The organism is Pseudomonas sp. Pseusp10 (genome assembly GCF_059492225.1).
Map to the genome: position 1 here is coordinate 2,525,006 of NZ_CP168528.1, position 13,438 is coordinate 2,538,443.

Below are 13,438 nucleotides of genomic sequence, written 5' to 3' on the forward strand. Positions count from 1 at the left end.
GCTCAATCCCAGTTCGGCGCGATGCCTTTTGGGCTGGTCAGCCGGTGGCCGCGATCCAGCGTTGCGATCAAGGCCATGTCGGCTTCGCTCAAGGTCAGCTCGCGAGCCTTCAAGTTGCTTTCAAGGTTGGCCCGGCGAGTGGACGACGGGATCACGGCGTAACCCGATTGCATGGCCCAGGCCAGGGTGACCTGAGCCGGCGTCGCTTGCAGGCGTTCGGCGATCTGCTGGATGAGCGGGTCCTTGAGGACTTCACCGTACGCCAGGGTCATGTATGACGTGATACCGATGCCTTGGCGCTGCGCGAAGGCGACGACGTTGCGGTTTTGCAGGTACGGGTGCAGTTCGATCTGGTGGGTGGCGATGTGCTCGGCACCGATGGCTGCAATCGCTTGCTTCATCAGGTCGATGGTGAAGTTGGACACGCCGATCTGCCGGGTCAGGCCCAGGTGTTTGGCTTCGAGCAGGGCACCCATGAATTCTGCGACAGGCACTTGATCGTCCGGCGACGGCCAGTGGATCAGGGTCAGGTCCAGGTAGTCGGTCCGCAGTTTGCGCAGGCTTTCTTTCAGGCTGTCGATCAGACGATCACCGGCCAGGTTGGCGACCCAGACCTTGCTGGTGACGAACAGTTCTTCCCGGGCGATGCCGCTGGCGGCGATTGCCGTGCCGACTTCGGCTTCGTTCTCGTAGATTTGCGCGGTATCGATCGCCCGGTAGCCGAGCGCAAGGCCGGTGCTCACCGAATCGATGACCACCTGGCCTTGCAAGCGAAACGTACCCAGACCGAATGGGGGAATAGACATCAATGACTCCAGAGGTTGCAGTGGGAATGGGCGCGAGTATCCGCGCCTGCATCCGTGAGAAAAACCGCTGGAGCGGCAAAGCAATGTTTACCGTAAGTCAAAAATCATCGGCAGTCTGGTTGGGGGATGGTGTCTGATCCGCCCCCATCGCGAGCAAGCTCGCTCCCACAGGGGATTTGTGGTGAACGCAAATCCAATGTGGGAGCGAGCTTGCTCGCGATGGGGGCGCCGCGGTTTTGAAGCCTTACCCCTGGCCCCAATCAACTTGCCGCTTGTCGCTCAAAACTCGCCGCTGCCATCAGGCAATATCACTGCGGCTGAATTCTTCCCCGAGAAAGTCGATCAACGTGCGTACTGAAGGCAGCAAGCCCCGACGCGAGGGGAAGATCGCATGGATGACACCGCTTTTCGGTGCCCAGCCCGGCACCAGTTCCACCAGTTGACCGGTGGCAATTTCATCGCGCACCACCACGCTGGGCAGGTGCACGATGCCGATCCCGGCAACCGCCGCATGGCGCAGGGCCAAAAGGTCATCGGTGACCATCCTCGGCGCGTGACGAATCATCGCGGTACTGCCATCGGCACCGAACAGTTCCCACTGATATTCGCGTTGCGCCGCACCCCAGTGCAGGCTCGGCAAGCCGCTGAGGTCGGCCGGGGAGGCCGGTGTCGACAGGCGCGAGACAAAGGCCGGGCTGCCGACCACGCTCTGGGTGCTGTTGCCCAGGACCTTCATCACCATGTCGGTGTTTTCCAGTGGGGGGAAGCGCACCCGCAGGGCAATGTCGAAGCCTTCGTGAATCAGGTCGACCCGGCGGTTGGTGCTCTCGATGAACAACTCCACCAAGGGGTACTTGAGCATGTAGCGGGTCAGCATCGGTCCGACCCAGGAATTGAGCAGCGCCGTCGGGCAACTGATACGCACCAGGCCCTGGGGCTCGGAGCGGTTGCGCTCGATCAGTTCGGCGGCGCTTTCCGCCTCCACCCGCATGGCCAGGCAGCGCTGGTAATAGGCCTGGCCGATTTCCGTCAAAGAACAATGCCGACTGGTGCGGTGCAGCAAGCGCACACCAAGGCGTTCTTCAAGTTCGGCGATGCGGCGGCTGAGCTTGGACTTTGGCATGTCCAACGCTCGGCCGGCCGCGGCGAAACCGTGATGCTCCACCACCTGGGTGAAGTAATAGAGGGTGTTGAGGTCTTCCACCATCGTTCTCCAAATAGAACGCTAAAGCTGATTTTTGCAGTCTAGCGCAGCAAAGGTCACGGTTTTAAGCTTTGTCCATGGCTTCACTCACCTCATCAGGAGACACCATGAAGAACATCATCGGTATCTACACCAGTCCACGGACCCATTGGGTTGGCGACGGTTTTCCGGTTCGCACGCTGTTTTCCTACGACAACCTGGGCAAACACATCAGCCCGTTCCTGTTGCTGGATCACGCCGGCCCCGCTGAATTCACCCCAACCACCGAACGACGTGGCGTTGGTCAGCATCCCCATCGTGGCTTCGAAACCGTGACTATCGTTTACAAGGGCGAACTGGAGCATCAGGACTCCACCGGCAGTGGCGGCAAGATCGGCCCCGGCGATGTGCAATGGATGACCGCTGGCTCGGGGATCCTGCATGAAGAGTTTCACTCCGAAGGTTTCGCCAAAAGCGGTGGCACCCTGGAGATGGTGCAACTGTGGGTCAACCTGCCGGCCAGGGACAAAATGGCCGACCCCGGCTACCAGACGATTCTCGACCGCGACATCCCGGGCATCGCCTTGCAGGACAACGCCGGCAGCCTGCGCCTGATCGCCGGTGAGTTCGACGGTCACAAGGGCCCGGCGCGCACTTTCACCCCGGTCGACGTGTGGGACATTCGTTTGAATGCCGGCAAGTTGCTCACTCTTGATCTGCATGAAGGGCGTAACACCGCACTGGTGGTCCTGCGCGGCACCGTTCAGGTCAACGGCCTGGAATCGGTGCGCCAAGGGCAACTGGCCCTGTTCGAGCGCAAGGGCGATCAAATGACCCTTGAAGCCGGCGAAGACGCAGTGGTGCTGCTGCTCAGCGGCGAGCCGATCGACGAGCCGATCGTCGGCCACGGACCGTTCGTGATGAACACCGAGCAAGAAATCCACCAGGCCTTCGCCGACTTCCAGTCCGGTCGCTTCGGCCGGATGCACGCTTAACCCGTTCCGTTTCAACAACCCGTTCTACACAGGATGCGTAGGCCGGTCCGAGGCCAGGGATGGCTGTTGCCTGTAATAAAGAGGAAACACACATGAGTACCGTCAACGCGGCCAATTTCAACGGCCAGAAACCGACCATCGACCCCAACGATGCCGCCATGTTGTTGATCGACCATCAGAGCGGACTGTTCCAGATCGTCAAGGACATGGACGTGCCACAACTGCGCGCCAACGCCATTGCCCTGGCCAAGGCCGCGACCCTGCTGAAAATGCCGGTGATCACCACCGCTTCCGTTCCCCAGGGACCGAACGGGCCGCTGATTCCGGAGATTCACGAAGCCGCGCCCCATGCGCAATACGTGGCGCGCAAAGGTGAAATCAACGCCTGGGACAACCCGGAGTTTCACGCGGCGGTCAAAGCCACCGGCAAGAAAACCCTGGTGATCGCCGGCACCTTGACCAGTGTGTGCCTGGCGTTCCCGTCCATCGCCGCCGTGCATGAAGGCTACAAGGTGTTTGCGGTGGTCGACGCCTCCGGCAACCACTCGAAACTGGCCACTGATCTGACTGTTGCCCGTTTGTCCCAGGCAGGGGTGGTGCCGATCGACATCATGGCTACGCTTTCTGAGCTGCAAGGCTCGTGGAACCGTCCGGATGCCGAGCAGTGGGCCGCTGTCTACGCCCAGGCCATGCCGCATTATCAATTGCTGATCGAGAGCTACCTCAAGGCTCAGCAAGTGGCGAGCGAACACGAGGCACTGGACTCCCAGCGCTAACCGGTTACCCCACGCCGATCTCACTCGGCATCGATATCATGCGAGGACTACTGCAATGAGTACTTCCTACAAGCGTCTCGACAAGAACAACGCCGCGGTTTTGATGGTTGATCATCAGGCGGGTCTGCTGTCATTGGTGCGCGACATCGAACCGGATCGTTTCAAGAACAACGTGCTGGCCCTGGCCGACCTGGCCAAGTACTTCAAGCTGCCGACCATCCTCACCACCAGTTTCGACACCGGCCCCAACGGCCCCCTGATGCCGGAGCTCAAGGCGCTCTTTCCGGACGCGCCGTACATTGCCCGCCCGGGCCAGATCAACGCCTGGGACAACGAAGACTTCGTCAAGGCGGTCAAGGCCACCGGCAAGAAACAACTGATCATCGCTGGCGTAGTGACAGAAGTGTGCGTGGCGTTCCCGGCACTTTCGGCGCTGGCCGAAGGTTTTGAAGTGTTCGTGGTCACCGACGCCTCCGGCACGTTCAATGAACTGACCCGCGATTCGTCGTGGAGCCGTATGACCGCTGAGGGTGCGCAATTGATGACCTGGTTCGGCCTGGCCTGTGAACTGCACCGTGACTGGCGCAACGACATAGAAGGGTTGGCCACGCTGTTCTCCAACCACATTCCGGATTACCGCAACCTGATGACCAGCTACAACACGCTGGCCAACAGCAAGTAAATTCGGCATCACGCATCCCCCTGTGGGAGCGGGCTTGCTCGCGAAGACGGATTCACTTTCAGCATTTTTGTTGGCTGACACACCGCCATCGCGAGCAAGCTCGCTCCCACATTTGTTTTTGTGGCGATTGAAGAATCCAGTGAAATCAATTGCTCCTACACTAAGGCCAATCCATGCGATCTTTGCGTTATTGGCCCTGGCTGGAGTTGCTTGATGCTGTCATTGCTCACCGAACACCCGCTGATCTGCGCAATGGCGCTGATCCTGATCGATCTTGGTTTGTGGTACTTGCTCAGCGCCCTTGGCAGTGCCTGGCGGCTGCTGGTGCGGGTGGTGATTTTTTCGTTGTTCAGCCTGCTGTTGTTCAACGAAGGCCTGAACCCGATGGAGCCGCCGCCCTGGGCCGACAACGTAGCGTTGCACCTGGCGGCCACCGGGTTGCAGATCGGCTGGTGGTTGTTCGGCGCGCGGACCCTGACCGTGCTGATCGGCGCGGTGATGATGCAACGGGTCGGGCATACCGGGCGATTGCTTCAGGATTTGCTCGGTGCGGTGATTTTCCTGATCGCGATCATTGCCGCCCTGGCCTACGTACTCGATCTACCGGTCAAGGGGGTGCTGGCGACGTCCGGTGCGTTGGCGATCATTGTCGGCCTGGCCTTGCAAAGTACCCTCAGCGATGTGTTTTCCGGGATCGTCCTGAACACCACCAAACCCTATCAACTGGATGACTACATCTCCATAGACGGCATGGAAGGCCGGGTCACCGACATCGACTGGCGCGCCACGCGCCTGCAAACCTCCCAGGGTTGCATGGCGGTCATACCCAACTCCCTGGCAGCCAAGGCCAAGATCATCAATTTCAGTCGGCCGAGCGATATGTTCGGAATCTCTGTCTCCCTGGAAGTGAGCCCGCATGCGCGGCCGAACACCGTGATCGAGGCCTTGGAGCGGGCCATGCAAGGCTGCCGTGCGCTGCTGGATACACCCTCGCCGAGTGTCGGCCTGAAAAGTGCCAGCAACACCGGCGTGGTCTATGAAATCAGCGGATTCGTCGCGTCGATGGACGAGAAGCGTTCGGTGCGCAATCAACTGTTCGACCTGGCCTACCGGCACTTGCAGGCGTCCGGCGTCAACCTGCTGTCGAGCGTGGAACCCAGCCCGCCAATCAATTCGACACGGAAACGGGCGTTGCTGGACAGCTCGCCGATTTTCTCCACCCTGCGTCAGGAAGAGAAAGACACGTTCAGCCAGAACATGACCCTGCAAACTTTTCGCGCCGGGGAGGTGATTCTGGAAGCGGGGGAGGTCAGCGATCACTTGTTCATTATCGAGTCCGGCGTGATTTCGGTGACCTTGATGCGCCACGGAGCGCCATACGAATCCGGACGCATGGGGCCGGGGGAGGTGATCGGCGAGGCGGGTATTCTCACTGACAGCGCGCTGCCTGCGCAGTTTACCGCCAAGACATTCTGTGGCCTGTACCGTATCGAAAAGTCATACCTCAAGCCGTGCCTGGACGCCCGTCACGACATCAACAATGCAATGAAGGCCTTGCTCGATTACCGGCTGCAAAAAGCGAAATCGCTTACCCAGGACTTGCCGGTGGTAGTGAAGAAGAAGGGGTTTCTGCAGTGGTTGCGCAATCGGGCTTGAATCCAGTGATGAATGGCCGCTTCGCGGTTCGCGAGCAGGCTCGCTCCCACAGGGGAATGCGGTCAAATGTGGGAGCGAGCCTGCTCGCGATGGCGGCAGTGAATTCAGCAAAAACGAAGAGTGAAGCCCATCACACCGGCAAATCCACCACATCGGGATGGCAGTGCACAACGCCAGAGCGATAGCGGCTGAGCTCTGCGAGCAATTCTCAAATAGCACTTTCTTTCAAGAAGGCACCGCCAGTGGCCTCCTCGACATCTGAAAAATTGGCTATTTGTGTATTCCGGCCGAGGGACTAACGTAGCGACACACCCACTTGCCCTGGAGCACACCATGCAATCGCGTATCGATTTTTACACCGCCAGCCCCGACGCCCTCAAAGCCATGATTGCCCTGGAAACGGCTGTTTCCAAACTGCCGCTGGAAAAAAACCTGGTCGAACTGGTCAAGCTGCGCGCCTCGCAGATCAACGGCTGTGCCTTTTGCATCGACATGCACACCGCCGATGCGATCAAGGGTGGCGAAACCCCGCGTCGTCTGTTCGCCGTGACGGCCTGGCGCGAGGCGCCGTTCTTCACCGAGCGTGAACGCGCTGCGCTGCTGTGGACCGAATCCCTGACCCAGCTCAGCCTGACCCACGCTCCGGACGAAGACTACGAAGCGGTCAGCGCGCAGTTCACGCCCAAGGAAATGGTTGACCTGACCGTCGCCATCAGCACCATCAACAGCTGGAACCGCCTGGCGGTCGGCTTCCGTAAAATGCCTCAGGCCTGATTCTCAACAATCCGCCGATGCTTCAATGGGCATCGGCACTCGGCGCGGCCGGTGGTTGCACCTTGCGCATCAGGGGCACCATTGCCGTGGCGATGATGAAGCAGACCATGATCATCAAAAATGCGTCGCCATAGGTTTGTGTCTGGGCTTCGCGGTAGGTCAGCAACCATAGTTGATGCAGGCTGGCGCTGACCCCGGCGTCACCGCTCTGGCCGAGGGCGGTGAAGTTGTTGCCGACCTGGGACAGCCATTGGTTGAGCGCCTCGTTGGTGCTGTTGAGGTTCTCTGCCAGCCGGGTGAAATGCAGGTTGGTGCGGTCGTTGAGGATGGTCGCACACGCTGCGATGCCGATAGCCCCCCCAAGATTTCTCATCAAGTTGAACAACCCTGACGCATGTTTGAGCCGTGCCGGCGCCAGGCCGCCGAGGGTCAGCGTCACCGCGGGCGGCACCGCCAGTTGCTGGGCAATCCCGCGAAAAGCTTGCGGCAGCATCAATTCCCTGGCCCCCCAGTCATGGGTGATCGGGCTGAAATCCCACATCGATAACGCGAACAGCCCAAGGCCGGTCATCATGATCCAGCGCAGGTCGACGCGGTTGGCCAGAAAGGCGTACAGCGGAATCGCCATGATCTGGAACACTCCGGTGGAGAAAACCGCCAGACCAATGTCCAGCGCTCCATAACCACGCACCCGACCGAGGAACAGCGGCGTCAGGTAAATGGTGGCGAACAGGCCGATGCCGGTGACGAACGAGAAAAAACAGCCAAGGGCAAAGTTGCGATCCTTCAAGGCGCGCAAATCGACAATCGGGTTGGCCACGTGCAGGGTCCGGCCGATGAACGCCAGGCCGGCCAGGCCGCTGATCCACGCCGTGGTCAGGATCGTGCGGTCGCTGAACCAGTTCCAGCGCGGACCTTCTTCGAGGGTGTATTCCAGGCAGCCGAGAAACAGCGCCAGAAACACCATGCTCAAGTAATCCGCGCCTTTGAGCAGCGACAGTTCCGGCTGGTCGATCTTTACCAGCATCGGCACGGCGACCGCGACGAAAATCCCCGGTACCAGGTTGATGTAGAACAGCCAGTGCCAGGACGATATGTCGGTGATCCAGCCACCGATCACCGGTCCCAGGGTTGGTGCCAGGGACGCCACCGCGCCGATGGTGGCGGCGGCGATCACCCGTTGCTTGCCGGTGAAGAATACGAACGCGGTGGTGAACACCAGCGGGATCATCGAGCCGCCCAGAAACCCTTGCAGGGCGCGGAAGGCGATCATGCTCTGGATGTTCCAGGCCACGCCGCACAGCAGGCTGGTCAGGGTGAAACCCACCGCCGATGCACAAAACAGCCAGCGCGTCGAAAATACCCGCGACAGCCAGCCCGACAGCGGGATCACGATGATTTCGGCGATCAGGTAACTGGTTTGCACCCACGCGGTTTCGTCGGTGCCGGCGGAGAGCCCGCCGCCGATGTCACGCAACGAAGCCGAGACAATCTGGATATCCAGCAGCGCAATGAACATGCCGATGCACATGCTGGCAAAGGCGAAGACCTTGGTCGCGGTCGCCATGTTCGCGGCATTGAACGGCTGCGCCGGGGCGGCGAGGGCGCGGCTCATGGCGCGCTGGCCACGGCTGGCGCTTCAGGCGCCTTGCGCGTGTCCACTTCAGCGGTCACCGACAGCCCCGGACGCAGGTGGCCGAGTACGCTGTCAGCCGGGTCGAGGTGAATCCGCACCGGCACCCGCTGCACGATCTTGGTGAAGTTGCCGGTGGCGTTTTCCGGTGGCAACACGCTGAATTGCGAACCGCTGGCAGGAGCGAGGCTGTCGAGGTGACCGTGGAATTCCTGACCCGACAGCACGTCGGCACGGATCACCACCCGTTGCCCCGGCACCATGTGTGCCAGTTGGTCTTCCTTGAAGTTGGCATCGACCCACAGACCGCTGGTCGGCACCACCGAGAGCAATTGTGAACCGGCCTGGGCATAGGCACCGACCCGAGCCCGGCGATTGCCGATCACACCATCAACCGGTGCCTTCAGTTCGGTGTAGCCGACATTCAATTGCGCCAGATCACGTTCGGCTTTCGCTTGTATCAAAGCGGCACGGGCCTGCTGTTTCTGGGTGTCGATCACATTCAACTGGCGTTGTGCGGCCAGCAGTTCAGCTTGGGCGCGGTTACTTTGGGCCTGGGCGGTCTTGAACGTGGTATTGGCCCGCTGGGCGCTTTCCACCGAGACGGCGTTGGTGATCACCAGTTTTTTGTAGCGGGCATCGTCATCCCGCGAACGGGTGGCTTCGGCACCGGCGGCGTCGATGCCGGCGCGGGCCTGGCCGATGACGGCCTGTTGCAGTTGTTCGGTGGCGTCGAGGTTGGCCAGCAAGGCTTCCTGGGCGGCCACTGCGCCTTCGGCCTTGGCCAGGTTGGCACGGTAGTCGCGTGAGTCGAGACGGATCAGCACGTCGCCAGCCTTGACCTTCTGGTTATCGGCCACCAGCACTTCCTCGATATAGCCCGCCACCTTTGGCCCGATCACCGTCACATCGCCACCGATGTAGGCATCGTCGGTTTCTTCGATAAAGCGTCCGGCGCTCCACCAATGTGCGCCATATACACCGGCCAATACCAACGCTGCGATGCCCACTGTTGGCAGCAGCAGGCGTTTGAACAGGGGAGGTTTGGCGGCAGTCACCGGGGCAGCCAGGTCGGGTTCAACGGTGGGCATGCTGGTCATGGAGGATTACCTGTTGGAGCTGTGGTTAATTATGATAGTTGTAATATGACGTATGTAATATTTTGTGGCAAATGGTTTTTGCTGCCGGTCGTCAGGTGGTTGGTTCAGAGAGAGAAAGAGATTTTGTTTGCACTGAAGAACCACTGTAGGAGCGAGCCTGCTCGCGATAGCTGACATCCAGTCAACGATGATGGAGCTTGGCACACCGCTATCGCGAGCAGGCTCGCTCCTACATTAGATCTTCACCGGATAGCGGCAATCGGTGTCGTTTCCCGTCAAGTACGTTCAAGGCGTCGCTCTACACTGCCAGGCAAACGATCAGAATCCGGGAGCCGGGGATGAATCTATCTGTCGAACAATTGCGAATCCGACTGGCCTGTGCGTTCCGCTGGGCGGCGCGGCTGAATCTGCACGAGTCCATTGCCAACCACTTCAGCGTTGCGGTGTCGGGGGACGGTCGGGAGTTTTTGATCAACCCTTACGGCTCGCATTTCTCGCGGATCAAGGCCAGCGACTTGCTGCTGCTCAACGCCGATGAGCCCGCCAGCCTCGATCGCCCGGACGCGCCGGACATCACCGCCTGGGCGCTGCACAGCGCCTTGCATCGCAACCAGCCGAATGCCCGTTGCATCCTGCATACCCATTCAAAATATGCGACGGCGCTGGCCTGTCTGGCGGACTCGCGACTGCCGCCGATCGAGCAAAACTGCATGCGCTTTTTCGAACGCGTAGTGATCGATGAGGGCTTTGACGGCATGGGATTAGGCGACGAGGCCGAACGGGTCAGCCACCTGCTGGGCGACAAGCCGATTCTGTTGATGGGCAACCATGGCGTACTGGTGGCGGCGCCGAGCATTGCCCAGGCGTTTGACGATCTGTATTACTTCGAGCGTGCCTGCGAGACCTACATCACCGCGCTTTCGACCGGCCGTGAACTGCGCATCGCCAGCGACGAAATCGCCCGCAAGACCTGCCGGCAATGGCTCGACTATCCGGGTTTTGCCGACAAGCATTTCAATGCGTTGATGGGCATTCTCGATGAGGAAGAACCGGGTTATCGCCTGTGAGTTAGTCTGCCTCGAGCGGCCGGTGTTCCTTGCGCAACGGCTGGCGCATCACCGGCGCGGTCCAGACCTGGCTGCGGTCTTCGCTGGGTGGGCAGCCGAAGCGGGCACGATAGGTGCGGGAGAAATGCTCCAGTGAACCGAACCCGGAACAGGCCGCCACTTGCGCGACGCTCAGGCGCGTCTGTTGCAGCAGGCTGTGGGCCTTGGCCAGGCGCAAGGTGATGTAGTACTTGAGCGGCGACAGGCCGGTCTGATGCTTGAATTGCCGCTCCAGTTGCCGTCGCGACAGGCCGACCTGAGCGGCAATCGCTTCGCAATCGAGCGGTTCTTCCAGGGCTTGCTCCATCAACCCGATGGCACGGCGAATCTTGCCGCCGTACAGCCCGGTGCTGGTCAGGCCGCCATCGAGTTGCTGGTCGGCGGGTGCGCGCACAGGCCCCATCAGCAGGTGCATGCCGATTTCCCGGGCCAGCTCGCTGTCGATGCTCTGGCCGATCCAGCCCAGCAGCATGTCGAGGGTGCTGGTGGCGCCGGCGCACGTCATGCGCTGGCGTTCCAGCGTGTAGAGCTGTGGCTTGGCGTGGACCCGTGGATAACTCTCCTGAAACCCTTGCAGATTGTCCCAATGCACGGCGGCTGCGTAACCGTCGAGCACGCCGGCCGCCGCCAGCAGTTCAGTACCGGTTTCCACGCCCATCAGCACGGCGCCGAACAACGCCTGCTTGCGCAGCCAGCTCTTGAGCGCCAGATTGCGGCTGTGTTTGTGCACATCGAAACTGGCAATCACCAGGCACACATCAAAGCCCTGGTCAGCCTTCAATCCGTCATTGGCGACGGTGGTCAGGCCGTTGCTGGCTTGAACCGGCTGGCCGTCCAGGGACAGCAGCGACCACTCGAACAAGGGGCGTTGAGTCAGCCAGTTGGCAATGGCCAACGGTTCCAGCACCGCAGCCAGGCCGAAGTTGGAAAACGATGGCATCAACAACACCGCGACCCGCAGCGGCGTGACCTCGCCGCGCCGCCAGGTGAAGGGTGCCTCTGTGCTATTGGACGACTGATTGCTCATGGGTGAACTCTATCGTTGTTGCGTCTGCCACTGTGGATGAATCCACACCGGTGCCTCGGCGGCGGGTAGCGGCGGCAAGCGGCGAATCAGGTCGCTGGCCTTTTCCGCAATCATCACCGTCGGCGCATTGGTGTTGCCACTGACGATCACCGGCATGATCGACGCGTCCACCACTCGTAAACCGTCGAGGCCATGCACCCGCAATTGCGCATCGACCACGGCTTCGGCATCGCCCGCCGGGCCCATCTTGCAGGTGCCGCTGGCATGGTAGCCGGTTTCCGTGACCTGCCTGGCCCAGGCGTCCAGTGCTGCATCACTTTGCGCTTGCGGGCCGGGCACCAGTTCTTCGCCCCGGAAAGCGGCCATGGCCGGTTGCGCGATGATCTCGCGCACCAGCCGTGCACCGGCACGCATGTCGGCTCGATCCTGCTCGGTTTTCAGGTAATTGAACAGGATGCGCGGCGGCTGCCTGGGGTCGGCGCTGTTGAGTGTGACGCTACCCAGACTGGTGGGGCGCATCAGGTCGATATGGATCTGGAACGCATGGCCCGGTACCAGATCGACGCTGCCGGGTTTGACCGCCAAGGGCATGAAGGTCAGTTGCAGGTCGGGATGTTCAATCCCGGCCCGGGAGCGGATGAACGCCCCGGCTTCGAAGTGGTTGCTCGCCGCCAGGCCGTCGTGAGTGGCGAACCAGCGTGCGCCGATCCACCACTTGCCCGGCGCGGTGGTCCACGGGTAGAGCGACACCGGCTGTTTGCAGCGGTATTGCACCACGGTGTCCGGGTGATCGTTGAGGCGCCGGCCAACACCGGGCAAATCATGTTTGACCGTGATCCCCAGATCCCGCAGTTCCGCCGCCGGGCCGACTCCAGATAGCAGCAACAGTTGCGGCGAGTTGATCGCCCCGGCGGTCAATAATACTTCGCGCCGGGCAAAGGCCTGGCGGATCTCGCCATTGTGCTCGTACTCAATGCCGACGGCGCGTTTGCCGTCGAACAGAATGCGCAAAGCCAAGGCATCAGTGCGCACCTGCACATTGCCGCGGGCCAGGGCTTCACGCAGATAGCCACGGGCAGTGCTCCAGCGTCGTCCGTCGCGGGTGGTGCGGTCCACAGGGCCAAAGGCTTCCTGACGATACCCGTTCAGATCATCGCTCAGGCCATACCCGGCTTCGGCACCGGCCGCCAGAAACGCCGCGCACAACGGCGTCGTTGTATCGCCTGGGGTGACGTGCAGATGGCCTGCCGCGCCGCGGTAATCGTCCGCGCCATCGGCATGGGTTTGCGCACGCTTGAAATACGGCAGCACATCCTGATAACGCCAGCCGTCGCAGCCCTGTTCGGCCCAGCCGTCGTAGTCCCGGGCATGGCCACGGATGTAGACCATGCCATTGATCGACGACGAGCCGCCCAGTGTACGGCCTCGCGGTGTGCCGATCCGGCGACCGTCCAGATACGGCTCCGGCTCGGAGCTGTAGCTCCAGTTGTAGCGCGTGCCGCCAACCACCAGGCCCACGGCGGACGGCATGTCGATGGTCCAGCTCTGGTCCGCCGGACCGGCCTCCAGCAACAGAATCCGCACCGACGGGTCTTCGCCCAGACGATTGGCCAATACGCAGCCAGCGGACCCTGCGCCCACTATCAGGTAATCAAATTCATGATCGGACATGGTTTGGGGGGCTCCCTCAAAAAGCAGAT

The 13,438-nt window shown here is 61.1% G+C and carries 12 protein-coding genes; 6 read left to right on the forward strand and 6 right to left on the reverse strand.

The window, feature by feature from the left end:
• Positions 1–2: 2 nt before the first annotated feature.
• Both dkgB and ACEN8Z_RS11420 read right to left on the reverse strand, forming a co-directional pair.
• Entirely contained in the window at positions 3–806 is an 804-nt protein-coding gene (gene dkgB, locus ACEN8Z_RS11415) for a 2,5-didehydrogluconate reductase DkgB (RefSeq protein WP_495597689.1), read from the reverse strand.
• A 298-nt stretch (positions 807–1,104) separates the two neighbouring features.
• Positions 1,105–2,013, reverse strand: coding sequence for a LysR family transcriptional regulator (locus ACEN8Z_RS11420; RefSeq protein WP_495597690.1), 909 nt, complete (start codon positions 2,011–2,013; stop codon positions 1,105–1,107).
• Between the two features lie 104 nt (positions 2,014–2,117).
• On the opposite strand from ACEN8Z_RS11420, the gene ACEN8Z_RS11425 reads away from it, so the two are divergent.
• The 5 genes from ACEN8Z_RS11425 (at position 2,118) to ACEN8Z_RS11445 (ending at position 6,872) form a co-directional block, all read left to right on the forward strand.
• Complete coding sequence (locus tag ACEN8Z_RS11425) at positions 2,118–2,984, forward strand: pirin family protein (RefSeq protein ID WP_495597691.1); 867 nt, start codon at positions 2,118–2,120, stop codon at positions 2,982–2,984.
• 92 nt (positions 2,985–3,076) lie between these two features.
• On the forward strand, positions 3,077–3,760 hold the full coding sequence (locus ACEN8Z_RS11430) for an isochorismatase family protein (protein WP_007984214.1): 684 nt from the start codon (positions 3,077–3,079) through the stop codon (positions 3,758–3,760).
• 55 nt (positions 3,761–3,815) lie between these two features.
• A complete protein-coding gene (gene ycaC, locus ACEN8Z_RS11435; protein ID WP_495597692.1) occupies positions 3,816–4,442 on the forward strand; it encodes an isochorismate family cysteine hydrolase YcaC in 627 nt (208 codons plus the stop codon).
• A 213-nt stretch (positions 4,443–4,655) separates the two neighbouring features.
• A complete protein-coding gene (locus tag ACEN8Z_RS11440; protein WP_495597693.1) occupies positions 4,656–6,098 on the forward strand; it encodes a mechanosensitive ion channel domain-containing protein in 1,443 nt (480 codons plus the stop codon).
• Between the two features lie 333 nt (positions 6,099–6,431).
• On the forward strand, positions 6,432–6,872 hold the full coding sequence (locus ACEN8Z_RS11445; protein ID WP_007999662.1) for a carboxymuconolactone decarboxylase family protein: 441 nt from the start codon (positions 6,432–6,434) through the stop codon (positions 6,870–6,872).
• A gap of 22 nt (positions 6,873–6,894) precedes the next feature.
• On the opposite strand, the gene ACEN8Z_RS11450 is transcribed toward ACEN8Z_RS11445, so the two are convergent.
• Both ACEN8Z_RS11450 and ACEN8Z_RS11455 read right to left on the reverse strand, forming a co-directional pair.
• On the reverse strand, positions 6,895–8,487 hold the full coding sequence (locus ACEN8Z_RS11450; RefSeq protein WP_495597694.1) for a DHA2 family efflux MFS transporter permease subunit: 1,593 nt from the start codon (positions 8,485–8,487) through the stop codon (positions 6,895–6,897).
• Entirely contained in the window at positions 8,484–9,605 is a 1,122-nt protein-coding gene (locus ACEN8Z_RS11455; RefSeq protein WP_495597695.1) for an HlyD family secretion protein, read from the reverse strand. The genes ACEN8Z_RS11450 and ACEN8Z_RS11455 overlap by 4 nt, the downstream gene beginning before the upstream one ends.
• A 338-nt stretch (positions 9,606–9,943) precedes the next feature.
• Between ACEN8Z_RS11455 and ACEN8Z_RS11460 the strand changes: the two genes are divergently transcribed.
• A complete protein-coding gene (locus ACEN8Z_RS11460) occupies positions 9,944–10,672 on the forward strand; it encodes a class II aldolase and adducin N-terminal domain-containing protein (RefSeq protein WP_495597696.1) in 729 nt (242 codons plus the stop codon).
• 1 nt (position 10,673) lies between these two features.
• Here the strand turns inward: ACEN8Z_RS11460 and ACEN8Z_RS11465 are convergent, their stop codons facing one another.
• Both ACEN8Z_RS11465 and ACEN8Z_RS11470 read right to left on the reverse strand, forming a co-directional pair.
• Positions 10,674–11,738 carry a GlxA family transcriptional regulator gene (locus ACEN8Z_RS11465; RefSeq protein ID WP_495597697.1) on the reverse strand — a complete coding sequence of 355 codons (1,065 nt, stop codon included), beginning with the start codon at positions 11,736–11,738 and terminating at the stop codon, positions 10,674–10,676.
• A 9-nt stretch (positions 11,739–11,747) separates the two neighbouring features.
• Positions 11,748–13,409: a choline dehydrogenase gene (locus ACEN8Z_RS11470; RefSeq protein WP_495597698.1), complete on the reverse strand. Its 1,662-nt coding sequence runs from the start codon at positions 13,407–13,409 to the stop codon at positions 11,748–11,750.
• Between the last annotated feature and the right edge of the window lie 29 nt (positions 13,410–13,438).

Excerpts from the sequence above, each read along its gene's own strand:
- ACEN8Z_RS11455 (WP_495597695.1), bottom strand. The coding sequence starts at position 9,605 with ATGACCAGCATGCCCACCGTTGAACCCGACCTGGCTGCCCCGGTGACT.
- ycaC (WP_495597692.1), top strand. The coding sequence starts at position 3,816 with ATGAGTACTTCCTACAAGCGTCTCGACAAGAACAACGCCGCGGTTTTG.
- dkgB (WP_495597689.1), bottom strand. The coding sequence starts at position 806 with ATGTCTATTCCCCCATTCGGTCTGGGTACGTTTCGCTTGCAAGGCCAG.
- ACEN8Z_RS11445 (WP_007999662.1), top strand. The coding sequence starts at position 6,432 with ATGCAATCGCGTATCGATTTTTACACCGCCAGCCCCGACGCCCTCAAA.
- ACEN8Z_RS11430 (WP_007984214.1), top strand. The coding sequence starts at position 3,077 with ATGAGTACCGTCAACGCGGCCAATTTCAACGGCCAGAAACCGACCATC.
- ACEN8Z_RS11420 (WP_495597690.1), bottom strand. The coding sequence starts at position 2,013 with ATGGTGGAAGACCTCAACACCCTCTATTACTTCACCCAGGTGGTGGAG.
- ACEN8Z_RS11460 (WP_495597696.1), top strand. The coding sequence starts at position 9,944 with ATGAATCTATCTGTCGAACAATTGCGAATCCGACTGGCCTGTGCGTTC.
- ACEN8Z_RS11425 (WP_495597691.1), top strand. The coding sequence starts at position 2,118 with ATGAAGAACATCATCGGTATCTACACCAGTCCACGGACCCATTGGGTT.
- ACEN8Z_RS11470 (WP_495597698.1), bottom strand. The coding sequence starts at position 13,409 with ATGTCCGATCATGAATTTGATTACCTGATAGTGGGCGCAGGGTCCGCT.
- ACEN8Z_RS11440 (WP_495597693.1), top strand. The coding sequence starts at position 4,656 with ATGCTGTCATTGCTCACCGAACACCCGCTGATCTGCGCAATGGCGCTG.
- ACEN8Z_RS11465 (WP_495597697.1), bottom strand. The coding sequence starts at position 11,738 with ATGAGCAATCAGTCGTCCAATAGCACAGAGGCACCCTTCACCTGGCGG.
- ACEN8Z_RS11450 (WP_495597694.1), bottom strand. The coding sequence starts at position 8,487 with ATGAGCCGCGCCCTCGCCGCCCCGGCGCAGCCGTTCAATGCCGCGAAC.